At 66.7% G+C, this 26,038-nt stretch carries 33 protein-coding genes and 3 pseudogenes; 3 read left to right on the top strand and 33 right to left on the bottom strand.

The window, feature by feature from the left end:
- Positions 1-316 precede the first annotated feature (316 nt).
- Positions 317-1,840 carry an HNH endonuclease signature motif containing protein gene (locus L1066_RS21665; RefSeq protein WP_235738470.1) on the top strand — a complete coding sequence of 508 codons (1,524 nt, stop codon included), beginning with the start codon at positions 317-319 and terminating at the stop codon, positions 1,838-1,840.
- Positions 1,841-2,639: 799 nt separating this feature from the next.
- Here L1066_RS21665 and rplQ read toward each other — a convergent pair.
- The 10 genes and pseudogenes from rplQ to L1066_RS21620 form a co-directional block, all read right to left on the bottom strand.
- A complete protein-coding gene (gene rplQ / locus L1066_RS21660; protein ID WP_235738469.1) occupies positions 2,640-3,164 on the bottom strand; it encodes a 50S ribosomal protein L17 in 525 nt (174 codons plus the stop codon).
- A 130-nt stretch (positions 3,165-3,294) separates the two neighbouring features.
- Positions 3,295-4,314, bottom strand: coding sequence for a DNA-directed RNA polymerase subunit alpha (locus tag L1066_RS21655; protein ID WP_235738468.1), 1,020 nt, complete (start codon positions 4,312-4,314; stop codon positions 3,295-3,297).
- Positions 4,315-4,419: 105 nt separating this feature from the next.
- The gene (rpsD, locus tag L1066_RS21650; RefSeq protein ID WP_235738467.1) at positions 4,420-5,028 is read right to left on the bottom strand and encodes a 30S ribosomal protein S4; all 609 of its coding nucleotides are present in this window, start codon (positions 5,026-5,028) and stop codon (positions 4,420-4,422) included.
- A 36-nt stretch (positions 5,029-5,064) separates the two neighbouring features.
- Complete coding sequence (gene rpsK / locus L1066_RS21645) at positions 5,065-5,472, bottom strand: 30S ribosomal protein S11 (protein WP_235738466.1); 408 nt, start codon at positions 5,470-5,472, stop codon at positions 5,065-5,067.
- An 85-nt stretch (positions 5,473-5,557) separates the two neighbouring features.
- A complete protein-coding gene (gene rpsM, locus L1066_RS21640; protein WP_235738465.1) occupies positions 5,558-5,929 on the bottom strand; it encodes a 30S ribosomal protein S13 in 372 nt (123 codons plus the stop codon).
- A 214-nt stretch (positions 5,930-6,143) separates the two neighbouring features.
- On the bottom strand, positions 6,144-6,257 hold the full coding sequence (rpmJ, locus tag L1066_RS21635; protein WP_004008316.1) for a 50S ribosomal protein L36: 114 nt from the start codon (positions 6,255-6,257) through the stop codon (positions 6,144-6,146).
- 83 nt (positions 6,258-6,340) lie between these two features.
- Entirely contained in the window at positions 6,341-6,562 is a 222-nt protein-coding gene (gene infA / locus L1066_RS21630) for a translation initiation factor IF-1 (protein ID WP_011757309.1), read from the bottom strand.
- Positions 6,563-6,814: 252 nt separating this feature from the next.
- Complete coding sequence (locus tag L1066_RS27145; protein ID WP_283095556.1) at positions 6,815-7,420, bottom strand: LLM class flavin-dependent oxidoreductase; 606 nt, start codon at positions 7,418-7,420, stop codon at positions 6,815-6,817.
- A 122-nt stretch (positions 7,421-7,542) separates the two neighbouring features.
- Positions 7,543-7,890, bottom strand: a pseudogene (locus tag L1066_RS27140) (LLM class flavin-dependent oxidoreductase); the annotation flags it as partial.
- 16 nt (positions 7,891-7,906) lie between these two features.
- Positions 7,907-10,285 (bottom strand): FHA domain-containing protein, encoded by a 2,379-nt coding sequence (locus tag L1066_RS21620; RefSeq protein ID WP_235738464.1) that lies wholly within the window; start codon positions 10,283-10,285, stop codon positions 7,907-7,909.
- A 223-nt stretch (positions 10,286-10,508) separates the two neighbouring features.
- Here L1066_RS21620 and L1066_RS27135 point away from each other — a divergent pair, with 223 nt between their 5' ends.
- Complete coding sequence (locus tag L1066_RS27135) at positions 10,509-12,491, top strand: beta-propeller fold lactonase family protein (RefSeq protein ID WP_283095555.1); 1,983 nt, start codon at positions 10,509-10,511, stop codon at positions 12,489-12,491.
- A 104-nt stretch (positions 12,492-12,595) separates the two neighbouring features.
- Positions 12,596-13,762: a hypothetical protein gene (locus L1066_RS21605; RefSeq protein ID WP_235738463.1), complete on the top strand. Its 1,167-nt coding sequence runs from the start codon at positions 12,596-12,598 to the stop codon at positions 13,760-13,762.
- 74 nt (positions 13,763-13,836) lie between these two features.
- On the opposite strand, the gene map is transcribed toward L1066_RS21605, so the two are convergent.
- The 23 genes and pseudogenes from map to rplC all read right to left on the bottom strand — a co-directional run bounded on the left by map (position 13,837) and on the right by rplC (position 26,029).
- On the bottom strand, positions 13,837-14,658 hold the full coding sequence (gene map / locus L1066_RS21600) for a type I methionyl aminopeptidase (protein ID WP_235738462.1): 822 nt from the start codon (positions 14,656-14,658) through the stop codon (positions 13,837-13,839).
- 4 nt (positions 14,659-14,662) lie between these two features.
- Positions 14,663-15,250 (bottom strand): adenylate kinase, encoded by a 588-nt coding sequence (locus L1066_RS21595; RefSeq protein WP_376707718.1) that lies wholly within the window; start codon positions 15,248-15,250, stop codon positions 14,663-14,665.
- Positions 15,231-16,535 carry a preprotein translocase subunit SecY gene (gene secY / locus L1066_RS21590; protein WP_235738461.1) on the bottom strand — a complete coding sequence of 435 codons (1,305 nt, stop codon included), beginning with the start codon at positions 16,533-16,535 and terminating at the stop codon, positions 15,231-15,233. Before secY ends, L1066_RS21595 begins: the two co-directional genes overlap by 20 nt.
- 179 nt (positions 16,536-16,714) lie before the next feature.
- Positions 16,715-17,155, bottom strand: a complete 441-nt coding sequence (rplO, locus tag L1066_RS21585; protein ID WP_235738460.1) for a 50S ribosomal protein L15 — start codon at positions 17,153-17,155, stop codon at positions 16,715-16,717.
- A 1-nt stretch (position 17,156) separates the two neighbouring features.
- The gene (gene rpmD / locus L1066_RS21580; protein WP_235738459.1) at positions 17,157-17,348 is read right to left on the bottom strand and encodes a 50S ribosomal protein L30; all 192 of its coding nucleotides are present in this window, start codon (positions 17,346-17,348) and stop codon (positions 17,157-17,159) included.
- Positions 17,348-17,953, bottom strand: a complete 606-nt coding sequence (gene rpsE / locus L1066_RS21575) for a 30S ribosomal protein S5 (RefSeq protein WP_235738458.1) — start codon at positions 17,951-17,953, stop codon at positions 17,348-17,350. The genes rpmD and rpsE overlap by 1 nt, the downstream gene beginning before the upstream one ends.
- A 36-nt stretch (positions 17,954-17,989) precedes the next feature.
- Positions 17,990-18,373, bottom strand: a complete 384-nt coding sequence (gene rplR, locus L1066_RS21570; RefSeq protein ID WP_235738457.1) for a 50S ribosomal protein L18 — start codon at positions 18,371-18,373, stop codon at positions 17,990-17,992.
- Between the two features lie 2 nt (positions 18,374-18,375).
- Positions 18,376-18,918 carry a 50S ribosomal protein L6 gene (rplF, locus tag L1066_RS21565; protein WP_235738456.1) on the bottom strand — a complete coding sequence of 181 codons (543 nt, stop codon included), beginning with the start codon at positions 18,916-18,918 and terminating at the stop codon, positions 18,376-18,378.
- A gap of 32 nt (positions 18,919-18,950) precedes the next feature.
- On the bottom strand, positions 18,951-19,370 hold the full coding sequence (rpsH, locus tag L1066_RS21560) for a 30S ribosomal protein S8 (protein WP_235738455.1): 420 nt from the start codon (positions 19,368-19,370) through the stop codon (positions 18,951-18,953).
- Between the two features lie 117 nt (positions 19,371-19,487).
- A complete protein-coding gene (locus tag L1066_RS21555; protein WP_011757321.1) occupies positions 19,488-19,673 on the bottom strand; it encodes a type Z 30S ribosomal protein S14 in 186 nt (61 codons plus the stop codon).
- Positions 19,674-19,682: 9 nt separating this feature from the next.
- Positions 19,683-20,243: a 50S ribosomal protein L5 gene (gene rplE / locus L1066_RS21550; RefSeq protein ID WP_235738454.1), complete on the bottom strand. Its 561-nt coding sequence runs from the start codon at positions 20,241-20,243 to the stop codon at positions 19,683-19,685.
- Position 20,244: 1 nt separating this feature from the next.
- A complete protein-coding gene (rplX, locus tag L1066_RS21545) occupies positions 20,245-20,607 on the bottom strand; it encodes a 50S ribosomal protein L24 (RefSeq protein ID WP_235738453.1) in 363 nt (120 codons plus the stop codon).
- A complete protein-coding gene (gene rplN, locus L1066_RS21540; protein ID WP_235738452.1) occupies positions 20,607-20,975 on the bottom strand; it encodes a 50S ribosomal protein L14 in 369 nt (122 codons plus the stop codon). Before rplN ends, rplX begins: the two co-directional genes overlap by 1 nt.
- Before the next feature lie 118 nt (positions 20,976-21,093).
- Positions 21,094-21,360, bottom strand: a complete 267-nt coding sequence (gene rpsQ / locus L1066_RS21535; protein WP_235738451.1) for a 30S ribosomal protein S17 — start codon at positions 21,358-21,360, stop codon at positions 21,094-21,096.
- Complete coding sequence (rpmC, locus tag L1066_RS21530) at positions 21,357-21,602, bottom strand: 50S ribosomal protein L29 (RefSeq protein ID WP_235738450.1); 246 nt, start codon at positions 21,600-21,602, stop codon at positions 21,357-21,359. Before rpmC ends, rpsQ begins: the two co-directional genes overlap by 4 nt.
- Positions 21,602-22,021 carry a 50S ribosomal protein L16 gene (gene rplP, locus L1066_RS21525; RefSeq protein ID WP_235738449.1) on the bottom strand — a complete coding sequence of 140 codons (420 nt, stop codon included), beginning with the start codon at positions 22,019-22,021 and terminating at the stop codon, positions 21,602-21,604. The genes rpmC and rplP overlap by 1 nt, the downstream gene beginning before the upstream one ends.
- A gap of 5 nt (positions 22,022-22,026) precedes the next feature.
- A complete protein-coding gene (gene rpsC / locus L1066_RS21520) occupies positions 22,027-22,863 on the bottom strand; it encodes a 30S ribosomal protein S3 (protein WP_235738448.1) in 837 nt (278 codons plus the stop codon).
- A pseudogene (gene rplV, locus L1066_RS21515) lies at positions 22,863-23,287 on the bottom strand (50S ribosomal protein L22). Before rplV ends, rpsC begins: the two are co-directional and overlap by 1 nt.
- Positions 23,288-23,327: 40 nt before the next feature.
- Positions 23,328-23,609 carry a 30S ribosomal protein S19 gene (gene rpsS, locus L1066_RS21510; protein ID WP_235738447.1) on the bottom strand — a complete coding sequence of 94 codons (282 nt, stop codon included), beginning with the start codon at positions 23,607-23,609 and terminating at the stop codon, positions 23,328-23,330.
- A 6-nt stretch (positions 23,610-23,615) separates the two neighbouring features.
- The gene (gene rplB / locus L1066_RS21505) at positions 23,616-24,452 is read right to left on the bottom strand and encodes a 50S ribosomal protein L2 (RefSeq protein WP_235738446.1); all 837 of its coding nucleotides are present in this window, start codon (positions 24,450-24,452) and stop codon (positions 23,616-23,618) included.
- Entirely contained in the window at positions 24,452-24,751 is a 300-nt protein-coding gene (gene rplW, locus L1066_RS21500) for a 50S ribosomal protein L23 (RefSeq protein WP_235738445.1), read from the bottom strand. Before rplW ends, rplB begins: the two co-directional genes overlap by 1 nt.
- Positions 24,752-24,765: 14 nt before the next feature.
- A pseudogene (gene rplD / locus L1066_RS21495) lies at positions 24,766-25,373 on the bottom strand (50S ribosomal protein L4); the annotation flags it as partial.
- Complete coding sequence (gene rplC, locus L1066_RS21490) at positions 25,370-26,029, bottom strand: 50S ribosomal protein L3 (RefSeq protein ID WP_235738444.1); 660 nt, start codon at positions 26,027-26,029, stop codon at positions 25,370-25,372. The gene rplC and the pseudogene rplD, both read right to left, overlap by 4 nt.
- Positions 26,030-26,038 lie beyond the last annotated feature (9 nt).

The raw sequence follows: 26,038 nt of genomic DNA, 5'->3' as shown, positions 1-26,038 counted from the left end.
GCCTGTCGAGACCGGATCGTTGGTCGAGCTTGTCGAGACCGTTCGTTGGTCAAGCCTGTCGAGACCGGATCGTTGGTCGAGCCTGTCGAGACCGGATCGTTGGTCGAGCCTGTCGAGACCAGACCGGAGGTCGAGCCTGTCGAGACCCAGCCCGGAGGTCGAGCCTGTCGAGACCGGACCGTAGGTCGAGCCCGTCGAGACCGGACCGGTGGTCGAGCTTGTCGAGACCTCGTCCCGGCAGCGCCGGCTGGTGGTTGTCCACAGGTTGGGTTCGTGATCGTCGGGTTGTGTCGGAGCCAAATGTTGGACTGGTTCCATGATCGAAATCGACGCCCGCCACCAGCCGTACGAGGTCTCTGACCTCGATGGCGGGACCCTGCTCGGCTTCCTCGCCGAAGAACCGGGTCGTCGAGCTGAAGGCGATCCGCAGCAAGCTGCGGTCTGGCTTACCAGTGGGCGATCATGCACCCGCCGTCTCCGGAGCACCCGAAGGCGGTGGTGGGTGACGAGACCCTGTTTCCCACCGACTGTGAGACAGCCGATCTCGGGTGACGGCACCCCTGATGTCGCGTTGTTCGCGGTCGAGGAACTCGCCGCCTCGGCCGGGATCTCACGTAGTGCCGGGTTCGCGTTGGTCGCCGACGCCCTGGACCTGGTCCACCGGTTGCCGCAGCTGTGGGCGAAGGTCGAGGCCCTGGAGGTGCCGGGGTGGAACGCCCGCCGTGTCGCCCTGCTCACGAGGAAACTGTCGTACGCCGCTGCACGGTGGTTCGACGAGCACCTCGCCGCGACCGGCCTCACCGGGTGGCCGACGATCGAGAAGTGGTTGGCGATGGCGATCGCGAAGTTCCACCCCGAGCTGGTGAAGGACCCAAGCGCGGCGAAGGGGAAGGCTGATTGGGGAGTGTGGCTGCACCACCCCCAAGCCGGACAAGAAGAAGGAGCCGGCGGGATCGCTGGCACCTCCGAGCTCCAAGCCGTCGGTGACTCCTTGGACCTGACCCGATTCCTGGACCTCCTCAACTGCCGAGGCCGAAGCCGATGCGGAACCTCGGAGACACCGACACCAGTCGACCAACGCCGTGCCAAAGCGATCGGACGGCTCACCGACGACACCGAACAACCCACCCTCGACTACACCGGCAACGCCACCAGCGCCGGCGACAGCAGCAGCACCGACAGCACGGACGGCGCTGCGGCAGCGGGTGGCGAGCCGGTGCTGGGCAACCCGGGGATCGGGGTGAAGCCGGGTCGGTTGGCCACGACACCGGGCCCGTTCGGACGCCGGCGTGGACTGCGGGTGATGGCCCACGTCAACCTCGCCGACCTGTTCGCGTTGGGCCTCGACCCCCACGAGTTGGGGTTGGACGGCGACGGCATCGCCTCCACCGACCGGCTCGGACAGATCCTCACCACCCAACTACGAGACTGGATCACCCGCCACGGTTCCCTCGCGACCATCACCCCAGTCGTCGACCTGAACCGCACCGATGCAGTGGATCGACATGATCCACCCGAATGGATGGACACCCTCGTCCGACTCCGTGACCCACACTGTGTCTACCCCAACTGTGAACGCTCCAGCTGGGACGCCGATCTGGACCACATCGACCCGTATCTCCCACCCGGTGAGGGTGGCCCACCCGGGCAAACCCGGCCGGAGAATCTGGCGCCGTTGTGTCGGCGTCACCACCTGATGAAGACCCACGGCCGCTGGCGTTATCGCCGGGCCAGGGACGGAACCTATATCTGGACCAGCCAGCACGGCAGGACCTGGCTGGTCACCCCACGAGGCACCCACGACACCACCAACACCAGCGACATCAGCGAGACCCGCTGAGCACCACCGGTCACAAGCAGCGCCTGCCGAACAGGATCCACCCGCCCACCCCGGGAGAACACACGCTCTCCCGGGGCACAGGCACGCCACCAGCATGGGAGAGGTCTCGACAAGCTCGACCACCGGAGTACGGCTCGACCACCGGAGTACGGGCTCGACCGGCGGCGTGCGGCTCGACCGGCGGCGTGCGGCTCGACCGGCGGCGTGCGGTCTCGACAAGCTCGACCGGCGGGGATGCCATGGGCTCGAGAACAGGATCCCGGTGGTCGAGCCTGTCGAGACCCTCTGACCCGCGGGGCAAGGTCTCGACAAGCTCGACCAACGACGTACAGGTCGACCCAACAGGCGTACATGGTCTCGACAGGCTCGACCAGCGGGGGACAGGTTCGACCAACGGAGTACAGGTGCGGGGTGGGACGTCCGGGGTTGCCGACGGAGCGTCAAGGGGCTTGGCCGCGGCGGGCGCCCACCCCACGCAACCCACCCAAAGAGCCGCGCGCACGACGCGCCGCCCCAGCGAGGGAGGTTGCCCCGGACGGCACGGCCCGGGGCCGTGGTCTCGACACCCACGTGCAGGGTCTCGACAAGCTCGACCAACGGGGTACCAGCACGGCCCGGGGCGTGGTCTCGACAAGCTCGACCAACGGGGTACCAGCACGGCCCGGGGCGTGGTCTCGACAAGCTCGACCAACGGCAAACAGGCTCGACCAACGGGGTACGGGCTCGACCAACGGGAGTGGGCGAAATGCCACGAGGCCCGCCATCCTCGCGGATGACGGGCCTCGTGGACGAGACGGACTCAGGCGTCCTTGGACTCCTCAGCAGACTCCTCGGCCGGGGCCTCGGTGGTCTCCTCAGCGGTCTCTTCTGCTGCTTCGACCTCGGCGGTCTCCTCGACGACCTCGGCGGCCGGCTCCTCGACCGGGGCAGCAGCCTCGGCCTTGGGGGCGCGAGCCTTCGGCTCGTAGGCCTCGGTCACCAGCTCGATGACGGCCATCGGCGCGTTGTCACCCTTGCGGGGGCCGATCTTGGTGATCCGGGTGTAGCCACCGGGACGCTCCGCGAACGTGGGAGCGATCTCGGTGAAGAGCACGTGCACGACGCCCTTGTCACGGATGGTCTTGAGGACCTCGCGACGGTTGTGCAGGTCGCCCTTCTTGGCCTTGGTGATGAGCTTCTCGGCCACCGGGCGCAGCCGGCGGGCCTTGGCCTCGGTGGTGACGATCCGGCCGTGCTCGAAGAGCGCGGTGGCCAAGTTGGCCAGGATCAGGCGCTGGTGCGCCGGGCTGCCGCCGAAGCGGGTTCCCTTGGTGGGAGTAGGCATGATGCTCTCTCTTTCTGCCCGGCCGTGTCAGGTACCGGGTTAGCCGGCCGTATCAGGTACCGGATTGACGAATGTGATGGTGCTGATGTGCGAGCGTGCCGCCGGAGGCGACACGCTCGCACGGTTCAACTCAGTACTGCTCGTCCTCGACGAAGCTGGCGTCGTCGTCCTCGTCACCGTAGGCCGCGAGAGCCGCTGCGGCGTCGAAGCCGGGGGCGCTGTCCTTGAGGGACAGACCCATCTCGACCAGCTTGCCCTTGACCTCGTCGATGGACTTGGAACCGAAGTTCCGGATGTCCAGGAGGTCCTGCTCCGAACGGGAGATGAGCTCACCCACGGTGTGGATGCCCTCACGCTTGAGGCAGTTGTAGGAGCGAACGGTCAACTGCAGGTCCTCGACCGGGAGGGCGAGGTCGGCAGCCAACTGCTCGTCGACCGGCGACGGGCCGATGTCGATGCCCTCGGCCTCGACGTTCAGCTCGCGGGCGAGGCCGAACAGCTCGACCAGGGTCTTGCCAGCCGAGGCGATCGCGTCGCGAGGACGGATCGACGGCTTGGTCTCGACGTCGATCACCAGACGGTCGAAGTCCGTGCGCTGCTCAACACGCGTCGCCTCGACCTTGTAGGTGACCTTGAGGACGGGCGAGTAGATCGAGTCGACCGGCATCCGGCCGATCTCGTTGTCAGCACCCTTGTTCTGCACGGCGCTGACGTAGCCACGGCCACGCTCCACCACGAGCTCCATCTCGAGCTTTCCGTTGTCGGAGAGCGTCGCGAGCTTCAGGTCGGGGTTGTGCACCTCGACACCGGCCGGAGGCGCGATGTCGGCGGCGGTGACGTCACCGGCGCCCTGCTTGCGCAGGTACATCGTGACGGGCTCGTCGTGCTCCGAGGAGACGACCAGGCCCTTGAGGTTCAAGATCACCTCGGTGACGTCTTCCTTCACGCCCTCGATGGTCGAGAACTCGTGGAGGACGCCGTCCACCTTGATGCTCGTGACCGCTGCACCGGGGATGGAGCTGAGCAGGGTACGGCGGAGCGAATTGCCAAGCGTGTAGCCGAAGCCGGGTTCCAGCGGCTCGATCACGAACCGCGAGCGGAACTCGTCAACGGACTCTTCCGACAGGGTCGGGCGCTGAGCGATAAGCACTGATGTTGTCCTTCCCGGGCCCACCCACCATTTGATGGGCCCGAACTACGGTGATCGATGGGAAGATCCGGTCCTCCGCACAAGCGCGGAGGACCGGGCAGGCGATTACTTCTTCGAGTAGAACTCGACGATCAGCTGCTCCTGGACCGGCATGTCGATCTGCGCCCGCACGGGGAGCTGGTGGACAAGGATCCGCATACGGCTCGGGAGGGCTTCCAGCCAAGCCGGCACAACGCGCTCGCCGTGGGTCTCACGAGCCACGATGAACGGGGTCATCTCCAGGCTCTTCTCCCGCACGTCGATCACGTCGTGGGCAGCGACCTGGTAGGACGGGATGTCGACCTTCTTGCCGTTCACCTTGAAGTGACCGTGCACGACCAGCTGGCGGGCGTGACGACGGGTCCGGGCGAAGCCGGCACGGTAGACAACGTTGTCGAGGCGGGCCTCGAGGAGCTGCAGCAGGTTGTCACCGGTCTTTCCGGGGCGGCGGGCCGCCTCGACGTAGTAACGGTGGAACTGCTTCTCCATCACGCCGTACGAGAAGCGGGCCTTCTGCTTCTCGTGCAGCTGGTTGCGGTATTCGCTTTCCTTGATACGCGCACGGCCGTGCTGGCCGGGAGCGTAGGGACGGCGCTCAAACGCCTGGTCTCCGCCGACGAGGTCGACGCCGAGACGACGCGACTTGCGCGTCATGGGGCCGGTGTAACGGGCCATTTTCTAGTCTCCTTGCAAAGTCTTCGACGTAGGCGATCAGACGCGGCGGCGCTTGGGCGGCCGGCATCCGTTGTGGGGCGTGGGCGTGACGTCCTGGATGGTGCCGACCTCGAGGCCGATGGCGCCAAGCGAACGGATCGCGGTCTCGCGGCCGGAGCCGGGACCCTTGACGAAGACGTCGATCTTCTTCATGCCGTGCTCCATCGCCCGACGACCAGCGGCTTCAGCAGCCATCTGAGCGGCGTACGGCGTGGACTTGCGCGAGCCCTTGAAGCCGACGGTGCCGGCAGAGGCCCACGAGATCACCGCACCGGTGGGGTCGGTGATGGTGACGATGGTGTTGTTGAACGTGCTCTTGATGTGGGCTTCGCCCTGAGCGACGTTCTTCTTCTCCTTGCGGCGCACCTTCTTGGCGCCGGCCGCGCTGCGGCTCTTGGGAGGCATGTACTACTCCTGAGGTTCTGGTCGAGTGAGTTCGAGACGAGGTGCTCGCGGCTGTCGTGGCACGGAGGCCGACGTCAGGCAGCGATCACTTCTTCTTCTTGCCGGAGACAGTCCGCTTCGGACCCTTGCGGGTGCGGGCGTTGGTCTTGGTGCGCTGACCGCGGACCGGGAGGCCCATGCGGTGGCGGCGACCCTGGTAACTGCCGATCTCGATCTTGCGGCGGATGTCTGCCTGGACCTCGCGACGGAGGTCACCCTCGATCTTGAAGTTGGCGTCGATCTCGTCGCGGAGCTTGACCAGCTCCTCGTCACCCAGCTCGTGGACCCGGAGGTTCGGGTTGACACCCGTCGCTTCGAGCAGCTGCTGGGCACGGGTACGGCCGATGCCGTAGATGTAGGTGAGTGCGATCTCGATGCGCTTTTCGCGCGGGAGGTCGACCCCTGCAAGGCGAGCCATGATGGCGTTTCCCTTCTTCTGCGGTGGTGTGGTCGTGATGCACCCGGTCCTGACCCTCCTGGGCCAGTCCGGCTCCGGCCATCCGCACCGGAGGTGGTTCGACACTTGCGTGCCTGAGCAATCACGTGGACTGATTCATCTTCAGTTGTTGCGAGCCGGAACTGATCCGGGTGTTGCGTCAGTGCCCCGCCGGCGGACCGGCGCCGGGACCGACTCAGCCCTGCCGCTGCTTGTGGCGCGGGTTCTCGCAGATCACCATGACGCGGCCGTGGCGACGGATCACCTTGCACTTGTCACAGATCGGCTTGACGCTCGGGTTGACCTTCACGAGGAAAGCCTTTCTTCTTGGTTCGGCTGTTGGACCAAGTCACGCGGAACCGGACCCGTCCACGAAGGTGGGTCCAGCGCCGATCACTTGTAGCGGTAGACGATCCGGCCGCGGGTGAGGTCGTAGGGCGAGAGCTCCACCACCACCCGGTCCTCGGGGAGGATCCGGATGTAGTGCTGCCGCATCTTGCCGCTGATGTGTGCGAGAACCTTGTGGCCGTTGGACAGCTCCACTCGGAACATCGCGTTGGGCAACGCCTCGACGACGGTGCCCTCGATCTCGATCACGCCTTCTTTCTTCGGCATGTCCTCCGCAATCCGCTCGTGTGTGTTCTACCGTTTTCTGCACCACGCGGGCGTGGGCCCATGTGGCTGACCCGGGAACCTCCCGGACGCGCCGGGTGGACCTCGCGGAACCGCTCCGTGGCACCCTGGCCGGACACCGGTGATCGCCGCCCACGAGGACGTCGACCCCACTGGCCGGACAGCCGTTGGGCAACACGAAACAGACCCACGTTGGGCCAGTCGCTCAGTCTAGCCCGATCGGCCGCGCTTTCCCTAATCTGCGCACGCCACCAACTCGAGGGTGCGCTCCCGTGCGGGCGCACGGTCGGCCGGCTCGCCCGCATGCGCCCCCGCGACGGGATGCACCATCACCTCGTCGACGCCGAACTCCTCAGCCAGCGCCGTCAACCTGCCACGCACCTGGGCGCCGTCACCGATCACCCAACGCGAACGCATCGCGTCGAGAAGCGGTTGGTGCGCCGCGGGAGTCTCCACCGCAGCAGCCTCCTCCACCAACCGCTGGGGTTGCAGGGGCGCACCGGTACGCAACGACAGCATGGACTGCAACTGCGGGAGGGCGAGACGCTGCGCCTCCGCCTCGGAGTCGGCAGCGACCACGTTGACGGTCAGGAAGGTGCGTGGTTCCGGGCAGGCCTGCGACGGCTTGAACTGGCTCCGGTAGAGCTCCAGGGCCTCCGCCGTTCCCTGCCCGGAGAAATGATGGGCGAAGACATAGGGCAGGCCTCGCTCCGCGGCCAGGCGCGCCGAGTAGTCCGACGACCCGAGGAGCCACAGGTCGGGCACGTGCTCGGCCCTGGGCGTGGCGCGCAGCTCGTGGTTGCGTCCGGACACCCGCACCCCGGCACCTGCCGGGGACATGAGGGTGATGACGTCGTCGACGTACTGGGGGAAGCGGGCGACGGCCTCCTCCCCGCTCCGTTGCGCAGGGCCCAGCTGGTGACCGGGTCGGTGCCGGGCGCCCGGCCGATGCCCAGATCGATCCGCCCGGGGAAGGCGGCCTCGAGCAGGGCGAACTGCTCGGCCACCACCAACGGGGCATGGTTGGGCAGCATCACTCCCCCAGAACCCAGTCGAATCCGCTCGGTGACGGCAGCCAGGAGGCTGATCAGCACCGGCGGGTTGGTCGCCGCGACAGCGGGCATGTTGTGGTGCTCGGCGACCCAGTAGCGCTCGAAGCCGAGACGGTCGGCCACCTTCGCCAACGAGCGCGAGGCTGCGACCGCGTCCACCGACGACTGGTTGCTGCGCACCGGCACGAGGTCGAGCACGGACAGGGAAGGACCAGTTGCACTCACATGGATGGCCAACGCGATCGCTCGCCGCAACATTCCCACCCTGCGGACGTCAACGGCGTACGGCGCTCCTGCGCACGAGCAGGAAGGCTGCGGCAACCAACACCCCGACCAGGATCCACAGCACCGTCATGTCGAGGAACCACTGTCCGGCAGTGGCCTGGTAGAGCCCGTCGAGCTCCTCCTCCGCGCCACGATCATTGGCCTGGCGTGAGGCAGCGTCCAGGTCGACCGACGAGGCGGCCGCCGCGAAACCCCAGCGCGCAGGGGCCAGCCAGGCCAGTTGCTCCAGGACGGCGCGGCCGGCAACCGGCACCAGCGCACCGCACAGGACCAGTTGCAGCATGACGAGGCCCACCAGTGCGGGCATGGTCTGCTCCGAGGAGGTCACCACGGCGGAGACAGCCAACCCCAGCACCGCCATGGCGAACGTGACCGTGCCGATGGCCAGGGCGATCTCGAGCAGTCCCAACCCGAGCACACCGTTGTCGTCGGGCCCGGGCAGGCCCGCCATCGCGATCCACGTGACCACCATGCCCTGGGCGAAGCAGGCCGTGCCGAGCACCATCACCTTGGAGGCCAGGTAGACCCCCGGGGACAGCCCCACGGCGTACTCCCTCTGGAAGATCGCCCGCTCCTTGACCAGTTCGCGGATCGTCACCGCCGTGCCCATCAGCGCAGCGGCCACGATGAGGATGGTCAGGCGTTGCAGCGCCTCGCGATGGCTGAGCACGCCGGAGTCATTGGCAGTGTCCAGGATCGAGAGACCGGCGTCGCCCTGGACGACCCGACTGAGGCCCCCGAGCAGCAGCGGCATCATGACCAGCATCGCCAGCAACATCTTGTCGGCGACGGTCACGGCGAGGTTGCGTCGCACCAGGGTCCACAGCTGTCGACTCAGCGACTGCACCGGCGGATGCGCGACCGGGGCGTTCACCACGGGCAGGCGCGCGGTGTCGACCGAGGCCGGCGGCGGAATCCGCTGCCAGAGATCAGGCTCGTCGAGCAGGTCGAAGACCTCGGGGTAGTCCCTGCACCCGAAGTGCTCCAGCACCCCGGCGGGAGGCCCGAAGTAGGCTTGGCGGCCGCCGGGGGCGAGCACCAGCACGTTGTCGCACACGTCGAGGGCCAGCACCGAGTGGGTCACGACCATCACCACCCGACCCTCGTCGGCCAGGCCCCTCAGCAGGTGCATGACATCGCGGTCGAGGCCGGGGTCGAGGCCCGAGGTCGGTTCGTCGAGGAAGAGTAGCGGCGGCGCCGTGAGCAGCTCCGTCGCGATCGACACGCGCTTCTTCTGACCGCCCGAGAGCTGGGTGCCGATCCGGTTGTCGACCTGCTTCTCCAACTGCATCTGCGCAACGACGGTGTTGACCCGCTGGGCACGCTCTGCTGCCTTGGTGTCGGGCGGGAGCCGAAGCATCGAGGCATAGTTGAGACCCTGACGGACCGTCAGCTGCGGGTGCTGGATGTCCTGCTGGGGCACCAGACCGATCTGGAAGCGCAACTGCTCGTAGTGCGTGTAGAGGTCCGCGCCCTGCCAGATGACCTGACCGCGAGTCGCCGGGCTCGAACCGGTCAGGGCGCCGAGCAGGGTCGACTTGCCCGCGCCCGAGGGACCGATGACGGCGGTCAGTGACGATGGCCCGAGCTCGAAGCTCATCTGGTCGAGCAACCGTCGCCCACCCTTCACCACGGTGGTCAGGTCCCGGGCGTGCAGGGTGAGGTCACGACGTCCGGCCTTGGCCGCCAGGTTGCTGCCGGTCCACACGAAGGTCTGGTTGCCGAAGCCGACCTCCGTGCCCGGCACCAGCGTCACCTCCCCCTGCAGGCGGCGGCCGCTGACGTAGGTGCCGTTGAAGCTGTTGAGGTCGCGCAGCACCGGACGCGGCCCGAGCACGATGGTCGCGTGCTGCCGGGAGACGAGTGCGTCATCGATCACCACGTCGCAGGTGCTGGAGCGCCCGATCGTCACCGAGCGGTTCAGCGGCTGGTTGCCGGGCAACACGGTGTGCCCGTCCGCATAACGGCCGGGCAGGACCGCGGGTGCCGGGGTCCACGGGGGCGACGCGACGTGGTGCTGCGGTGGCACGGGTCGCTGCGCCTGCCGCAGCGGCAACGGCTGCACCTCGGCCAGCACCCGCACCCCGTTCACGCCGCCGAAGACGATACGCGCCGTCGTCCCGGGTCCGATGAGGTCGTGCACGATCCGTCGGTCGTCTCGCGCCGTGCCGTTGGTCGACTGCAGGTCGACGAGATACCAGCCCTGTGATGTACGCCGGAACTCGGCGTGCCGGCGGGAGATGTCGGGATGGTCCAGCACCAGGTCCACGCCCGCGACACGACCGATGCTGACCACGGGCGTGGTGAAGTCGCGGCTGCCGCCGGGCCACGTCAACCGGAGCGCTGGCAGCGGGTGCGCTGGGGCCATGGTGGGCAGTAGCTCCTCGTGGTGGGCGCGGGCGACCGCACCACCTTAGGGCATGCACCCTCCGGGCCCCGGGGTCCGCAACGCCAGTGCACCCAGCCTCGTGGCCGGTCCGACGACCGCCTTCTCGCGTGGAGGACGTCCGCCCATCGAGCAGGGGAAGAGTCATTCGCCTAACATCTGACTATAGTAAGCCTTGCCTTATTTCTCCCGAGAAGGAAAACCCATGCCCCACTCTTCCCAGATGGCCCGCGTGCGCCGTCCTGCCGCGGCACTTGCCTCCTTGGCCCTGCTCGCGACCGGTGCCGCGTTCGTCGGAGCGGCGACGAACGCGGCCACCGCGGCCGAGAGCGATACCACCGCTCGCACCGAGCTGGCCTTCACCACCACGACGAAGGCAAGCATCGCCGGCCAATACCAGATCGCCGTGTCCGACGACACCGGTGACCTTTTCCTCACCTCCGCCCAGGGCCGCCCTCCGGTCACCGTCGCCACGCTGGCGCGAGTGAACCCGGAGACCCTCGAGGTCGAAGCGACGGCAACGCTGCCGAAGCTCAAACACGGCACCGACGGCATCCAGACCAAGTGGCTCAGCACCCACGGCATCTACGTCGACGACGCCCACGACAACGTCTGGGTGACCAACACCCGCGACAACCAGGTCAGCGTTTTCGACCGCGACAGCCTCGAGTACGTCGCCGGCACGTACGACTTCGATCTCGCTGACGAGGGCACGATCAGCCAGGTCGCGATCAATCACCCCCGTGAAGTCATTGTCGACGAGGAACGCAACCTCGCATACGTGACGGCGGCCAATCGCGGCGGTGCGTCCGAGTCCTCCATCACGGTGTACTCCACCGACGTCGCCGCAGGCGACGTGATCGAGCCCATCCGCGAGATCGCGATCCCGGCCCGCGAGGACTACCCGGTCGCCGGTGACTCCGCATATGCCGTGACCATGGGCCTGGAGATCGATGAGGCCACCGGCAGGATCTACTCCAACGACTTCCGAGCCGACCAGTACTACGTGGTCGACCCCGCCAACGACTTCTCGGTCGAGGCGCACCCGATCCCCAACGCGACCGTCGTGTCCGACGGTGTCGGCGCCCTGCAGCCGTCAAGCGTTGCCGTAGACCCGAGTGCGGGCGAGCTCTACACCGTCAACCAGACCCAGGGGACCAACCCGGACAGCCTCAACGTCTTCGACCTGGGGACCAACGAGCTGAAGTACTCCGTCGAGACCGGCCCGCGCGCGCTGGCAGTCGACGTCGACCGCCAGCGCGGTCTCGTCTACGTCGCCGACTTCAGCAACGGCTCGGTCACGGTCGTCGACGTGAGGAACGGCGGCGAGGTCATCGAGACGATCCAGCCCGACGGCATCACGAAGTCGGCCAACCACCTGACCGTCGCCGGCGGGTCCGCCTACATGGTCGACAAGGCCGGCGCCACCACCGGAAACGTGGACTACGCGGTCAACCTCGACTCCGGCGAGACCGAGACCCGCGAGGTCGCGATCGACTCGATCACCAAGATCACCCCGGCCGCCGAGGTGCGCGTGGCCAGCGACGCCGTGGTCGGCGGCAAGATCGCCCTCGAGGGTGAAGGCTGGTTCACCAAGGACGGCACCGCCGGTTCCACCCTCGGGGTCAAGATCGACGATGGCGGCTTCAGCCGCGTCACCGATATCATCGAGATCCCCGGACGCGGCCCCGATGCCACGACCTGGGCCACCATCGACGCCGACGCCGACGGCACCTTCAGCGTCGACCTCCAACTGCCCGACGGCACCACGAGCGGTGCCAACGGCTCCGACCCGGCCTTCAACGCCGGCGATCACACGTTCCGCTTCCTGACTGGCTCATTGGCCACCGGCGACACCGGGCGCTCGATCCAGCTGCCCTTCAGCGTCGACGCGTCGCCGGTGACGCCGGTCGCGCAGCAGATCAAGAGCAAGAAGAAGCCCGTCATCAAGGGCAAGACCAAGGTCGGGAGGAAGCTGAAGGTCACCAAGGGCACGTGGAACACCTCGGTCAAGGTGCAGTACCAGTGGCTGCGCAACGGCAAGGCCATCAAGGGCGCCACCAAGGCCACCTACAAGGCCACCAAGAAGGACAAGGCCAAGAAGCTGAAGGTCAAGGTCACCGCGACCAAGGCCGGTTGGAAGAGCAAGTCGATCACCACCAAGGCCGTGAAGATCAAGAAGAAGTGACGCACCTGCCGTACGCATGACACCCGCCAGGGGCGGCCCCAAGACCAGGAGGCCGCCCCTGGCTCGCTCTTCGGCCCACCGCATCGCCCAGACCTGAGGAATCCATGGCACTCCACCACCCGCGACCGGCCGTCCTCCTGACTGCCGGCGCCGTCCTGTTCGCGCTCCTGGCCCCTGTGGGCCCCGGCATCCAGTCGGCGCAAGCCGCCACCTGCAACGATCCGAACCCAAGCACGGCCGTGCTGACCGTCGACGAGGCAATCGCTGTCGTACCGGGCGAGGAACTACACCTGTCAGGGCACGGCTTCACCCCCGGCCAGAGGCTGGCTGTCAAGATGGATCACGACGCCTACGGCCAGCTGGGGGCCGACCCGGACGAGAACGTCGCAGAGGCGACCCGGACCCGCATCCTGGTCGGGAACGACGGCTCGTTCACTTCCGAGCCCGTGCTGGTCCCCCGCTTCCAGAAGGACGGCAAGGCCACCGAGGGCGGCGAGCACACCATCAACCTTCTCGACAATCAGCCGGTGACCACCGTCTGCACGATCTTCAGCACCGTCACCAGTTACACCGCTCACCTCGACGCCTCTGGCGCGGAGGCGCCCGGGGACACGATCAGCGTGTCCGGGACGGGCTGGACCAACCGTGCTGGCACGGCATCCTCGACGGTCGGCATCGTGATCGAAGAGGCCGGCACCTCGGCGATCGTCGCTGCCCAACACCTGCCGGCACACCAGCCGCACGGCAATGCGCGCATCTGGGGGCTGGTTCCTTCTGCGGCCTTCAGCGCTCCCGGCGACTTCAGTGTCGATGTACGGCTTCCGGACGGCACCACGACAGGTCCTGACGGCTCGACCGTCGCTTTCGGCGACAAGACCTACCGGGTCCGGCTCTGGAGCGGCCAGCAGTTGCAGGAGGGTGCCGACATCACCCGCAACGTCGTCGTCGCCGGGGAGTTCGAGGTGAGCGGTGCACCAGAGGAGCCGGCTCCGGTGCACCAGCAGATCAAGAGCAAGAAGAAGCCCGTGATCACGGGCAAGACCAAGGTCGGCAAGACACTCAAGGTCACCCAGGGCGCGTGGAACACCTCGGTGCAGGTGAAGTACCAGTGGCTGCGCAACGGCAAGGCCATCAAGAAGGCCACCAAGGCCAAGTACAAGGCCACCAAGAAGGACCAGGGCAAGAAGCTCAGGGTCAAGGTCACCGCTACCAAGACCGGCTGGAAGAACAAGGCCGTCAAGACCAAGGCCGTGAAGATCAAGAAGAAGTGAGCACCGGTCGCTGACACGTGGAAGAGGCGCTGCACCCGATCGGGTGCAGCGCCTCTCTCACGTCATGACGGCAGTCAGTGACCGCCGTACGGCACGCCCAACTCCGCGAGGCGGGCCTTGCCGCCGTCGAGGGCGGTCAACACCCAGGCGCCGTCCGGCGTGAGGGTGAAGGTGTGCTCGAAGTGGGCCGACCAGCTCTCGTCCGCGGTGACCACGGTCCAGTCGTCCTCGAGGAGCTCGGTCTTCTTCGTGCCCAAGGTGACCATGGGTTCGACGGCCAGGGCCAGGCCGCGTACCAGCTTGGGGCCGCGGCCGGGACGGCCGTAGTTGGGGACGTCTGGCGGCTGGTGCATCTCACTACCGATGCCGTGACCCGTGTAGTCCTCGAGGATCCCGTAGTCACCCTGGCTGCGCACGTAACTCTCGACGGCATGGGAGATGTCGCTGACCTTGCCGCCCAGCTTCGCCGCGCCCATCCCGTGCCACAACGACTCCTCGGTCACCCGGAGCAGCTCGGCCACCTCGGGCCGGACCTCCCCGACCGCCACGGTGATGGCAGCGTCACCGTGCCAGCCCTCGACGATCGCGCCGCAGTCGATGGAGATGACGTCGCCCTCGGCCAGCACCCGGTCACCGGGGATGCCGTGGACGACCTCGTCATTGACCGAGGCACAGATCGTGGCCGGGAACGGTGGCTCGCTGTAGCCCTTGAACGAGGGAACGCCTCCGGCCGAGCGGATGTTGTCCTCGGCGAGCGCGTCCAGCTCGGCGGTGGTGATCCCTGGCTGGACGGCGCCACGCAGCAACTCGAGCGTCTCCCCCACGAGCAGACCGGCCACTCGCATGAGCGCGATCTGCTCGGGCGTCTTCAGCTCGACACGGCGGGAACCGAACATGCGCTCAGGCAGGCTGTTCGAGCGAGTCGAAGATGCGATGGGTGACTGCGTCGATCTCACCCATGCCGTCGACCTCGACGAGCAGGCCGCGCTCGCGGTAGACCGCGATCAGCGGCTCCGTCTGCTCGGCGTAGACCTGCTGGCGGCGCCGAATGACCTCTTCGGTGTCGTCGGCGCGGCCTTCGACGTGGGCGCGCTGGAGCAGACGCTGCACGAGCTCGTCGAGTTCGGCCGTCAGCACGACGACAGCATCGAGGGAGCTGTCCAGATCGTCCAGCATGGAGTCAAGCTCCTGGACCTGCGCAAGGGTGCGCGGGTAGCCGTCGAGAAGGAAGCCACCCTCGGCGTCCTGCAGGTTGAGCCGGTCACGGACCATCGCGTTCGTCACCTGGTCAGGGACGTACTCACCGGCATCCATGTAGCGCTGCGCCTCGACACCGAGCGGCGTCTTGCCGGCCACGTTGGCTCGGAAGATGTCGCCCGTGGAGATGGCGGGGATGTGGAAGTGCGTGGCGATGACCTTGGCCTGGGTGCCCTTACCGGCGCCCGGGGGCCCATCAGGATGAGTCGCATCAGCGGAGGAACCCTTCATAGTTGCGCTGCTGGAGCTGGCTTTCAATCTGCTTCACCGTGTCCAGCGCAACGCCCACCATGATGAGGATGGAGGTACCGCCGAAGGGGAAGTTCTGGTTGGCGTTGATGAGCGCGAAGGCGATCAACGGAACCAGTGAGAGAAGACCGAGGTAGAGCGCTCCGGGAGCGGTGATCCGGGAGAGCACGTAGGACAGGTAGTCCTCGGTCGGCTTGCCAGCCCGGATCCCGGGGATGAAGCCTCCGTACTTCTTCATGTTGTCCGCGACCTCGTGGGTATCGAAGGTGATGGACACGTAGAAGTAGGTGAAGAAGATGATGAGTGCGAAGTAGACAGCCATGTAGACGGGGTGACCACCGTCAACGAAGTAGTCGTTGAGGAAGCCCACCCACTTCGGCTGGGGATCGCGGTTCTGGTTGAACTGCACCGCCATCGCCGGGAGATACATCAACGACGAGGCGAAGATGACGGGGATGATGCCCGCCTGGTTGACCTTCAAGGGGATGTAGGTGGAGTTGCCACCGAACATCTTGCGTCCGACCATCCGGCGTGCGTACTGCACCGGGATCCGGCGTTGCGCCTGCTCGATGAAGACCACGGCAGCCACGAGGAGCAGGCCGATCACCATCACGATGCCGAAGGTGACCCAGCCCTTGGTGGACTGCACCTGCCACAGGGCGGACGGGAAGGTCGCCACGACCTGGGCGAAGATGAGGATCGACATGCCGTTGCCGACGCCCCGCTCGGTGATCAGCTCACCGAGCCACATGATGACGACGGTTCCGGCGGTCATGGTCAGGACCATCACCAGGAACAGGCTGATGCTGTCGTTGTGGAGGAGGTCCTTGTCGCAACCGACCAGCAGCTGACCCGAGCGAGCCAGCGCGATGATGCCGGTCGCCTGGAGGACGGCGAGGCCCAGCGTCAGGTAACGCGTGTACTGCGTGATCTTCGCCTGACCCGCCTGGCCCTCCTTCTTGAGGGCTTCCAGGCGTGGGATGACCACCACCAGGAGCTGCAGGATGATCGACGCCGTGATGTACGGCATGATGCCGAGCGCGAACACGGTCAACTGCAGCAGCGCACCACCTGAGAACAGGTTGATCAGGTTGTAGACGCTGTTGCTGTCCTCGATGCCGCTGATGCACGACTGCACGTTGGCAACGTGCACACCAGGGGCCGGGAACTGCGAACCGAACCGGAAAATGATGATGATTCCCAGCACGAACAGCAACTTGCGTCGCAGGTCCGGAGTCCGGAAAGCGTTGGCAAACGCGCTCAGCACGTGGGTCCTCTTTCGTCAAGCACGGGAAAGCCCGCACGGCGGAGCCGGGTGCAGGCTCGGGGAAGCCTAACAGGCGGTCGAACAGGTGCGTCCGGGGACGCCGCTGGGGCGCGGTGACACGTGCTCGCGCACGTGCACCGCGCCCCAGCGGTTCCGGATCAAGATGAGGCTCGTTGTCCTCAGAGCACCGTGACGGTGCCGCCGGCGGCTTCGATCTTCTCCTTGGCGGTGCCGGAGAACGCGTTGGCGCTCACCTGCACTGCCACGGAGATCTCGCCCTGACCGAGGACCTTGACCGGGTGGCCGTCGCGGACGGCACCCTTCGCGACCAGGTCCTCGACGGTGACGGTGCCACCCTCGGGGAACAGCACGCCGAGCTTGTCCAGGTTCACGACCTGGAACTCGACCTTGAACGGGTTCTTGAAGCCCTTGAGCTTCGGGAGCCGCATGTGCAGCGGCATCTGGCCACCCTCGAAGGCGGCCGGGACCTGGTACCGGGCCTTGGTGCCCTTGGTACCACGACCAGCCGTCTTGCCCTTGGAGCCCTCACCGCGACCCACACGGGTCTTGGCGGTCTTGGCTCCGGGCGCGGGGCGCAGGTGGTGAAGCTTGAGAGTCATGTCAGTTGTCTCCCTCGATGACCTCGACCGCCACCAGGTGGCGGATCGTGTGGACCATGCCCCGGATCTCCGGACGGTCCTCCTTGACGACCACGTCACCGATGCGCTTGAGACCCAGCGAGCGCATGGTGTCGCGCTGGTTCTGCTTGCACCCGATGGTGCTCTTCTTCTGCTCGACCTTGAGGCGGGCCATCACTGAGCCACCTCCGCGCGAGCCTTGAGCAGCGCGGCCGGCGTGACTGCCTCGACGGGCAGGCCACGACGGGCCGCAACGGCCTCGGGCTCTTCGAGCATCTTCAGGGCCTCCACCGTGGCGTGCACGATGTTGATCTGGTTGGACGACCCGAGCGACTTGCTCAGGATGTCGTGGATGCCGGCGCACTCGAGGACGGCACGCACCGGACCACCGGCGATCACACCGGTACCGGGCGCCGCCGGGCGCAGCATGACCACACCGGCAGCCTTCTCTCCCTGCACCGGGTGCGGGATGGTGCCCTGGATCCGGGGCACCTTGAAGAAGTGCTTCTTGGCCTCTTCGACACCCTTGGCGATCGCCGCGGGCACCTCCTTGGCCTTGCCGTAACCGACACCGACCAGACCGTCTCCGTCACCGACGACGACCAGGGCGGTGAAGCTGAAGCGACGACCACCCTTCACGACCTTGGCAACGCGGTTGATCGTGACGACGCGCTCGATGTACGCGGTCTTGTCCGCACCCTGGTTACGACCGTCGCGTCCGCGGCGGTCGCCTCCCTGGCGCTCGCCTCCGGCGCGCTGTCCGCGCTGGGCTCCGCTCATGAGAACTTCCCTACTCTCTCTTGCTCGTCTTCGCGATCAGAACGTCAGGCCGCCCTCGCGGGCGCCATCTGCCAGGGCCGCGATGCGACCGTGATACTTGTTTCCGGCCCGGTCGAAGACGACCGCCGAGACACCGGCTTCCTTGGCACGGGCAGCCACGAGGGAGCCCACCTTCTTCGCCTTCTCGGACTTGTCTCCGGAATCGGACCGCAGTTCGGTCTCCATGGTCGAGGCAGACACGAGGGTCTTGCCGACCAGGTCGTCCACGACCTGCACGGTGATGTGCCGTGCAGAACGGGTGACGACCAGACGCGGACGCTCGGCAGTGCCGTGGAGCTTCTTGCGACCACGGACCTGACGACGCAGGCGCGACTTGGTACGAGCAGCGGTGTGCTTGTTGTTCGACAGCGAGATCGCCATGATCACTTACCAGCCTTTCCGACCTTGCGGCGGATGTGCTCACCCGCGTAGCGAACGCCCTTGCCCTTGTAGGGCTCAGGCTTGCGCAGCTTGCGGATGTTGGCTGCGACCTCGCCGACCAGCTGCTTGTCGATCCCCGCCACCGCGAGCTTCGTCGGGCTCTCCACGCTGAACGTGATGCCCTCGGGAGCCTTGAGGTGGATCGGGTGGGAGTAACCCAGCTGGAACTCCAGCTCGGCCGGCCCCTTGGACAGGACGCGGTAACCGACGCCGACGATCTCGAGCTTCTTCTCGAAGCCGTCGGTGACGCCCACGACCATGTTGTTGATCAGGGTGCGGGTCAGGCCGTGCAGCGAGCGGCTCTCACGCTCGTCGTCCGGACGCTTGACCTCGAGCGTGCCCTCATCGGACCGCTCGACAACAATCGGGCTCGCAACCTGGTGGTTGAGGGTGCCCTTGGGCCCCTTCACGGTCACCAGTCCGTCGACGATCTGGACGTCGACGCCCGACGGGACCGCGATGGGGAGCTTGCCAATACGCGACATGCTTCTCTTCCTTTCTGGTCTCGGCGGTGCGATTACCAGACGTAGGCGAGGACTTCGCCGCCCACGCCCTTCTGGTTCGCCTGACGGTCGGTGAGCAAGCCCTGGCTCGTGGAGATGATCGCCACGCCCAGTCCGCCAAGCACCTTGGGAAGTCCCGTGTGCTTGGCGTAGACCCGGAGGCCGGGCTTGCTGATACGGCGCAGCCCGGCGATGGAACGCTCCCGGGTGCGGCCGTACTTGAGGGTGATGGTCAGCGTCTTGCCGACAGCCGGCTCGCCGGCGTCGTCGACGTTGTCCTTCACGTTGTAGTCGGTGATGTAACCCTCCTGCTGGAGGATTTCAGCGACGCCTGCCTTCAGCTTGCTGAACGGCATGGCAACCGTGTCGTGGTACGCCTGGTTGGCGTTACGCAGACGAGTGAGCATGTCTGCGATGGGGTCAGTCATCGTCATGGCCGAGTGGCCCTTTCCCACCGTGGTTTCGTCCCTCGCTCGAGGAGACGACCTTCAGCGATCGTTGCGGATGGTGTGACCGGTGGGACACCCGGGGGCGCCCACCGATCGAGGTCATTACCAGGAGGACTTCGTCACACCGGGGAGCTCGCCCCGGTGAGCCATCTCCCGCAGGCAGATCCGGCACAGGCCGAACTTGCGGTAGACGGCCTTGGGACGGCCGCAGCGCTGGCAACGGGTGTAACCCCGGACAGCAAACTTCGGCTTGCGAGCGGCCTTGACTTTCAGTGCGGTCTTCGCCATGGCTTTCTCTCACTGCTCCTTGAACGGGAAGCCGAGCTGCTTCAGCAGCGCGCGGCCCTCGGCGTCATTGGTGGCCGTGGTGACGACCGTGATGTCCATACCCCGCGAGCGGTCGATCTTGTCCTGGTCGATCTCGTGGAACATGACCTGCTCGGTGAGACCGAAGGTGTAGTTGCCCCGGCCGTCGAACTGGTTGCCGTTGAGGCCGCGGAAGTCGCGGATCCGCGGCAGCGCCAGGCTCAGCAGGCGGTCCAGGAACTCCCACATCCGGTCGCCGCGCAGCGTGACGTGCGCACCGATCGGCATGCCCTCACGCAGCTTGAACTGCGCGATGGACTTGCGGGCCTTGGTGACCTGCGGCTTCTGACCGGTGATCGCAGTCAGGTCGCGGATGGCACCGTCGATCAGCTTGGAGTCGCGAGCAGCCTCGCCCACACCCATGTTGACGACGATCTTCACCAGGCCGGGGACCTGCATGACGTTGGCGAACTCGAACTCGGCCTGCAGCGCGGGGAGGATCTCCTCGCGGTAGCGGGTCTTGAGCCGCGGCGCGGTCTTGGTGTCGCTCATCTCAGATCTCCTTGCCCGACTTGCGCGAGACGCGAACGCTGCGCTGGGCGGTGTAGGTGGACCCGTCGGCGCGACGCTTGGTGACCTCGTCCCGACGGAAGCCGACGCGGGTGACGCCGTCACCCTCGACGAGCATCACGTTGGAAACGTGGATCGGAGCCTCGGTGGTCACGATCCCGCCAGTGTTGCCACTGCCGGTGTTCACGACCTTCTCGTGCTTCTTGATCCGGTTCACGCCCTCGACGATCACGCGCGACTCCTCGCGGAGTACGGCGATGACCTTGCCCTCGGCGCCCTTGTCCTTGCCAGCGATCACCTTGACGGTGTCGCCCTTCTTGATGTTGATCTTGTTGGCCGCGGTCATCACAGCACCTCCGGGGCCAAGGAAATGATCTTCATGAACTTCTTCTCTCGCAGCTCACGGCCCACCGGGCCGAAGATGCGGGTGCCACGCGGCTCCCCGTCGTTCTTGAGGATCACGGCGGCGTTCTCGTCGAAACTGATGTAGGAACCGTCCTGACGACGGCGCTCCTTCTTGGTACGAACGACGACGGCCTTGACGACGTCACCCTTCTTGACGTTGCCACCGGGGATCGCATCCTTGACGGTGGCGACGATGACGTCGCCGATACCGGCGTAGCGCCGACCCGAGCCACCGAGCACACGGATGCAAAGGATTTCCTTCGCACCGGTGTTGTCGGCGACCTTGAGTCGCGACTCCTGCTGGATCATCGATTGTCTCCTGGTTGTCGAGCTGGTTCTTCGCCCCTCACGGTGCGAAGCCTTGCCGAACTAGTTGTGTTGAAAGTCGGCCCTCACGGGCCGCACGACGGATGGCCTGCTGGCCGGGTCACTTGGCCTTTTCGAGGATCTCGACGACGCGCCAGCGCTTGGTGGCCGACAGCGGCCGGGTCTCCATGATCAGGACCCGGTCGCCGACGCCGCACTGGTTCTGCTCGTCGTGAGCCTTGAACTTGGTGTTGCGGCGCAGGACCTTGCCGTAGAGGGCGTGCTTGACGCGGTCCTCAACAGTGACCACCACGGTCTTGTCCATCTTGTCGCTGACGACCAGGCCCTCGCGGACCTTGCGGGCGTTGCGCTCAGTGTTCTCGCTCATGCGTCGTCCTTCTCGGTAGCCTCCGCATTGCTGCGGATGCCCAGCTTGCGCTCGTTGATCACGGTGTAGATCCGCGCAATGTCCTTCTTGACGGTGCGCAGTCGGCTGTTGTTGTCCAACTGGCCGGTGGCGGACTGGAACCGGAGGTTGAAGAGCTCGGCCTTGGCCTCGCTGAGCTTCTTCTCCAGATCACCGTTGTTCAGCTGGTCGAGCTCGTGTGCGGAGTTGGTCTTGCTGCTCATCAGAATTCACCTGCCTCGCGGGTGACGAAGCGGCACTTCATCGGGAGCTTGTGCATCGCACGACGCATGGCCTCACGGGCCACGTCCTCATCGACACCGGAAAGTTCGAACATGATTCGGCCGGGCTTGACGTTGGCCACCCACCACTCGGGCGAACCCTTACCGGAACCCATGCGGGTCTCGGCAGGCTTCTTGGTGAGGGGACGGTCCGGGTAGATGTTGATCCAGACCTTTCCGCCACGCTTGATGTGACGGGTCATCGCGATACGCGCCGACTCGATCTGGCGGTTGGTCACGTAGTGACCCTCCACCGCCTGGATCCCGAAGTCACCGAACGCGAGGCTGGTGCCACCCTTGGCCGCACCGCGGCGCTTGGGGTGGTGCTGCTTGCGGTGCTTGACACGACGGGGCATCAACATGGTGCTCAGCCCTCCTGACCGGCATTGCTGGCAGCGGCCTCGGGGGCTGCGGCCTCAGTGTTCTCGGCGGGCGCCTCGGAGCGGCCGGCGTCGCGGTTGCCGCGAGCCGGACGGTCACCCCGGTTGCCACGAGCGGGACGGTCGCCACGGCCACCACGGCCGCCACGTCCGGGAGCACCGGCACGAGCGGCGGCCTGGGCCTCACGCTCGGCGCGGGTGCCCGCAACCTCGCCCTTGTAGATCCAGACCTTCACGCCGATCCGGCCGAAGGTCGTGCGGGCCTCGTAGAAGCCGTAGTCGATGTCGGCACGCAGCGTGTGCAGCGGGACGCGGCCTTCGCGGTAGAACTCGGTGCGCGACATCTCGGCGCCGTTGAGGCGGCCCGAGCACTGGATCCGGATGCCCTTGGCACCGGAACGCATCGAGGTCTGGATGGCCTTGCGCATGGCGCGGCGGAACTGCACGCGGCCGGACAGCTGCTCGGCAACACCCTGGGCAACGAGCTGGGCGTCGACCTCGGGGTTCTTGACCTCGAGGATGTTCAGCTGGACCTGCTTGCCGGTGAGCTTCTCGAGCTCGGTGCGGATGCGGTCGGCCTCGGCGCCGCGGCGACCGATGACGATGCCCGGACGAGCGGTGTGGATGTCCACCCGCACGCGGTCCCGGGTCCGCTCGATCTCCACGCGGGAGATTCCGGCACGCTCCATGCCCTTGGACAGCAGCTTGCGGATGGCGACGTCTTCACCGACGTAGGCCTTGTAGAGCTTGTCGGCGTACCACCGGCTGCGGTGGTCCGTCGAGATGCCCATCCGGAAACCGGTCGGGTTGATCTTCTGGCCCATCAGGCACCCTTTCCGTTCTTGGTGGCGACAGCATCGGCCGGCTGGACGACCAGCGTGATGTGGCTGGTGCGCTTGTTGATCCGGGTGGCCCGGCCCTGGGCCCGGGGGCGCCAGCGCTTCATCGTCGGGCCTTCATCGACGCGAGCCACCGAGACGACAAGGTCGCCCTCGGCCAGGCCCTCGGTCGTGGACGCGTTGGCGATGGCGCTCTCCAGCACCTTCAGCACCGTCTCCGCGGCCGCCTGGGGGCGAACTGCAGGAGGGCGCGGGCGTCGTCCACGGGGAGGCCACGGACCATGTCGATGACACGGCGGGCCTTCATCGGGGTGATCCGCACGAAGCGGGCGGTCGCAAAGGCTCCCGGCTGGTCGCCGAGCAGCGACTCGCGGCGGGCGCTGGTGCGCCGGCGCTCTGTAACGCTCATTTGCTCGTAATCTCCAGTTTCCTAGTCGTCGCGCGCCGCATCAGCGACGGCGACCCTTCCGGTCTTCCTTCACGTGCCCGCGGTAGGTGCGGGTGGGAGCGAATTCGCCGAGCTTGTGACCGACCATGGAGTCGGAGACGAAGACGGGAACGTGCTTGCGACCATCGTGCACGGCGATCGTGTGGCCGATCATGGCCGGGACGATCATGGAACGGCGCGACCAGGTCTTGATGACGTTGTGCGAGCCCTTCTCGTTCTCGGCGTCCACCTTCTTGATGAGGTGGTCGTCGACGAAGGGACCCTTCTTCAGGCTGCGAGGCATAGTCGGTTACTTCCTACCCTTGCCGGACTTGCGGCGACGAATGATCTGGGAGTCGGAGGCCTTGCGCTTGCGCGTACGGCCCTCGGCCTGGCCCCAGGGGGACACGGGGTGACGTCCACCGGACGTCTTGCCCTCACCACCACCGTGCGGGTGGTCGACCGGGTTCATGACGACACCACGGACGGTGGGACGGCGGCCCTTCCAGCGCATCCGGCCGGCCTTGCCCCAGTTGATGTTGGACTGCTCGGCGTTGCCGACCTCGCCCACCGTGGCGCGGCAACGCACGTCCACGTAGCGCATCTCGCCGGACGGCATGCGCAGTGTGGCGCGGGAGCCCTCCTTGGCGACCAGCTGTGCGCTGATGCCTGCGGAACGCGCGATCTTCGCGCCGCCACCCGGACGGAGCTCGACGCAGTGGATCGTCGTACCCACGGGGATGTTGCGCAGCGGCAGGTTGTTGCCGGGCTTGATGTCAGCGCCCACGCCGGCCTCGACCGGAGTGCCCTGGGTCAGACCCTTGGGGGCGATGATGTAGCGCTTCTCGCCGTCGGCGTAGTGCAGCAGCGCGATGCGAGCCGTGCGGTTGGGGTCGTACTCGATGTGCGCGACCTTGGCCGGCACGCCGTCCTTGTCGTAGCGACGGAAGTCGATGATCCGGTAGGCACGCTTGTGCCCGCCACCGTGGTGCCGAGTGGTGATCCGGCCCTGGTTGTTGCGTCCGCCGGTCTTGGGAAGCGGACGGGTCAGCGACTTCTCAGGCGTGGTCCGGGTGATCTCGACGAAGTCGGCAACGGACGAGCCGCGGCGACCCGGCGTGGTCGGCTTGTACTTGCGGATAGCCATCAGTTGCCTCCGAAGATGTCGATGCGGTCACCGTCGGCCAGGCTCACGATGGCGCGCTTGGTGTTGGCACGCTTGCCGAGGCCGTTGCGGGTACGACGGGTCTTGCCCTGACGGTTGATCGTGTTGACCGACGTCACCTTCACGTTGAAGACCCGCTCGACCGCGATCTTGATCTCGGTCTTGTTGGCGTCGGGACGCACGACGAAGGTGTACTTGTTGGCGTCGAGGAGGCCGTAGCTCTTCTCGGACACGACCGGCGCGATCAGGATGTCGCGGGGGTCCTTCTGCAGGGCGCTCACTTGCCGCTCTCCTCTGCGTTGTTGGCGCCCTTGGACACGAACGCGTCGTAGGCACCCTGGGTGAACACCACGTCGTCGGCACGAAGCACGTCGTAGGTGTTGAGCTGGTCGACGGCCACGATGTGCACGCTCGGGGCGTTGCGCAGCGAGAGCCAGGTGACGTTGTCGCCACGCTCGAGGACAACCAGGAAGTTGGTCCGGTCGCTGAGCGAGGTGAGCGCGGCGATGCCGGCCCGGGTGGAGGGCTTCTCCCCGCCACGAGCGCCTCGACCACGTGGACGCGGTCGTTGCGGGCGCGGTCGGAGAGGGCACCCTTCAGGGCGGCAGCCTTCATCTTCTTGGGCGTGCGCTGGTCGTAGCTGCGCGGCTGCGGACCGTGGACGATGCCACCGCCGGCGAACTGCGGCGCCCGGGTCGAACCCTGACGGGCGCGGCCGGTGCCCTTCTGCTTGTAGGGCTTGCGACCACCACCGCGGACGTCGGCCCGCGTCTTGGTGGAGTGCGTGCCCTGACGAGCAGCAGCCAGCTGGGCCACGACGACCTGGTGGATCAACGGGACGTTGACCTCGACATCGAAGATCTCGGACGGCAGCTCGACGGCCGCCTTCTTGACGTCGCTCACTTGGCGGCCTCCTTCTTCACTGCCGAGCGGAGAACCACGAGGCTGCCACGGGGGCCGGGGACGGCGCCCTTGAGCAGGATCAGGCCCTTCTCGGCGTCGACGGCGTGAACCGTCACGTTCTGCGTGGTGACGGTGTCGCCACCCATCTGGCCGGCCATCCGCATGCCCTTGAAGACGCGACCCGGCGTGGCGCACGCGCCGATGGAGCCGGGCTTGCGGTGGTTGCGGTGGGCACCGTGGGAAGCGGAGACGCCGGCGAAGCCGTGACGCTTCATGACGCCGGCGAAACCCTTGCCCTTGCTGGTGCCGGTGACGTCGATCGGGTCGCCCGCGGCGAACAGCTCGGGGCTCAGTTCCTGGCCCACGGAGTAACTGCCCGCGTCAGCGGTACGGATCTCGACGACGTGGCGACGCGGCGTGACGCCGGCCTTGGTGAAGTGGCCACCGAGCGGCTTGGTCACCTTGCGAGCCTCGATGTCACCGAAACCGACCTGGATGGCGTTGTAGCCGTCGGTCTCGGGGAGGCGCACCTGGGTCACCACATTGGTGCCGGCGGCGATCACGGTCACGGGAATGACGCGGTTGTCGGCATCCCAGGTCTGGGTCATGCCCACCTTGGTGCCGAGCAGGCCCTTTACGTTGTGTTCGAAAGTCATCTCGATCTA

Source organism: Nocardioides alcanivorans (assembly GCF_021555175.1).
Lineage (GTDB): Bacteria > Actinomycetota > Actinomycetes > Propionibacteriales > Nocardioidaceae > Nocardioides > Nocardioides alcanivorans.
This window is presented reverse-complemented; position numbering and strand designations above follow the sequence as displayed.

Excerpts from the sequence above, each read along its gene's own strand:
- L1066_RS21665 (WP_235738470.1), top strand. The coding sequence starts at position 317 with ATGATCGAAATCGACGCCCGCCACCAGCCGTACGAGGTCTCTGACCTC.
- rplQ (WP_235738469.1), bottom strand. The coding sequence starts at position 3,164 with ATGCCTACTCCCACCAAGGGAACCCGCTTCGGCGGCAGCCCGGCGCAC.
- rpsD (WP_235738467.1), bottom strand. The coding sequence starts at position 5,028 with ATGGCCCGTTACACCGGCCCCATGACGCGCAAGTCGCGTCGTCTCGGC.
- rpsK (WP_235738466.1), bottom strand. The coding sequence starts at position 5,472 with ATGCCTCCCAAGAGCCGCAGCGCGGCCGGCGCCAAGAAGGTGCGCCGC.
- rpsM (WP_235738465.1), bottom strand. The coding sequence starts at position 5,929 with ATGGCTCGCCTTGCAGGGGTCGACCTCCCGCGCGAAAAGCGCATCGAG.
- infA (WP_011757309.1), bottom strand. The coding sequence starts at position 6,562 with ATGCCGAAGAAAGAAGGCGTGATCGAGATCGAGGGCACCGTCGTCGAG.
- L1066_RS27145 (WP_283095556.1), bottom strand. The coding sequence starts at position 7,420 with ATGTCCCCGGCAGGTGCCGGGGTGCGGGTGTCCGGACGCAACCACGAG.
- L1066_RS21620 (WP_235738464.1), bottom strand. The coding sequence starts at position 10,285 with ATGGCCCCAGCGCACCCGCTGCCAGCGCTCCGGTTGACGTGGCCCGGC.
- L1066_RS27135 (WP_283095555.1), top strand. The coding sequence starts at position 10,509 with ATGCCCCACTCTTCCCAGATGGCCCGCGTGCGCCGTCCTGCCGCGGCA.
- L1066_RS21605 (WP_235738463.1), top strand. The coding sequence starts at position 12,596 with ATGGCACTCCACCACCCGCGACCGGCCGTCCTCCTGACTGCCGGCGCC.
- map (WP_235738462.1), bottom strand. The coding sequence starts at position 14,658 with ATGTTCGGTTCCCGCCGTGTCGAGCTGAAGACGCCCGAGCAGATCGCG.
- L1066_RS21595 (WP_376707718.1), bottom strand. The coding sequence starts at position 15,250 with ATGAAGGGTTCCTCCGCTGATGCGACTCATCCTGATGGGCCCCCGGGC.
- rplO (WP_235738460.1), bottom strand. The coding sequence starts at position 17,155 with ATGACTCTCAAGCTTCACCACCTGCGCCCCGCGCCCGGAGCCAAGACC.
- rpmD (WP_235738459.1), bottom strand. The coding sequence starts at position 17,348 with ATGGCCCGCCTCAAGGTCGAGCAGAAGAAGAGCACCATCGGGTGCAAG.
- rpsE (WP_235738458.1), bottom strand. The coding sequence starts at position 17,953 with ATGAGCGGAGCCCAGCGCGGACAGCGCGCCGGAGGCGAGCGCCAGGGA.
- rplR (WP_235738457.1), bottom strand. The coding sequence starts at position 18,373 with ATGGCGATCTCGCTGTCGAACAACAAGCACACCGCTGCTCGTACCAAG.
- rplF (WP_235738456.1), bottom strand. The coding sequence starts at position 18,918 with ATGTCGCGTATTGGCAAGCTCCCCATCGCGGTCCCGTCGGGCGTCGAC.
- rpsH (WP_235738455.1), bottom strand. The coding sequence starts at position 19,370 with ATGACGATGACTGACCCCATCGCAGACATGCTCACTCGTCTGCGTAAC.
- L1066_RS21555 (WP_011757321.1), bottom strand. The coding sequence starts at position 19,673 with ATGGCGAAGACCGCACTGAAAGTCAAGGCCGCTCGCAAGCCGAAGTTT.
- rplE (WP_235738454.1), bottom strand. The coding sequence starts at position 20,243 with ATGAGCGACACCAAGACCGCGCCGCGGCTCAAGACCCGCTACCGCGAG.
- rplX (WP_235738453.1), bottom strand. The coding sequence starts at position 20,607 with ATGACCGCGGCCAACAAGATCAACATCAAGAAGGGCGACACCGTCAAG.
- rplN (WP_235738452.1), bottom strand. The coding sequence starts at position 20,975 with ATGATCCAGCAGGAGTCGCGACTCAAGGTCGCCGACAACACCGGTGCG.
- rpsQ (WP_235738451.1), bottom strand. The coding sequence starts at position 21,360 with ATGAGCGAGAACACTGAGCGCAACGCCCGCAAGGTCCGCGAGGGCCTG.
- rpmC (WP_235738450.1), bottom strand. The coding sequence starts at position 21,602 with ATGAGCAGCAAGACCAACTCCGCACACGAGCTCGACCAGCTGAACAAC.
- rplP (WP_235738449.1), bottom strand. The coding sequence starts at position 22,021 with ATGTTGATGCCCCGTCGTGTCAAGCACCGCAAGCAGCACCACCCCAAG.
- rpsC (WP_235738448.1), bottom strand. The coding sequence starts at position 22,863 with ATGGGCCAGAAGATCAACCCGACCGGTTTCCGGATGGGCATCTCGACG.
- rpsS (WP_235738447.1), bottom strand. The coding sequence starts at position 23,609 with ATGCCTCGCAGCCTGAAGAAGGGTCCCTTCGTCGACGACCACCTCATC.
- rplB (WP_235738446.1), bottom strand. The coding sequence starts at position 24,452 with ATGGCTATCCGCAAGTACAAGCCGACCACGCCGGGTCGCCGCGGCTCG.
- rplC (WP_235738444.1), bottom strand. The coding sequence starts at position 26,029 with ATGACTTTCGAACACAACGTAAAGGGCCTGCTCGGCACCAAGGTGGGC.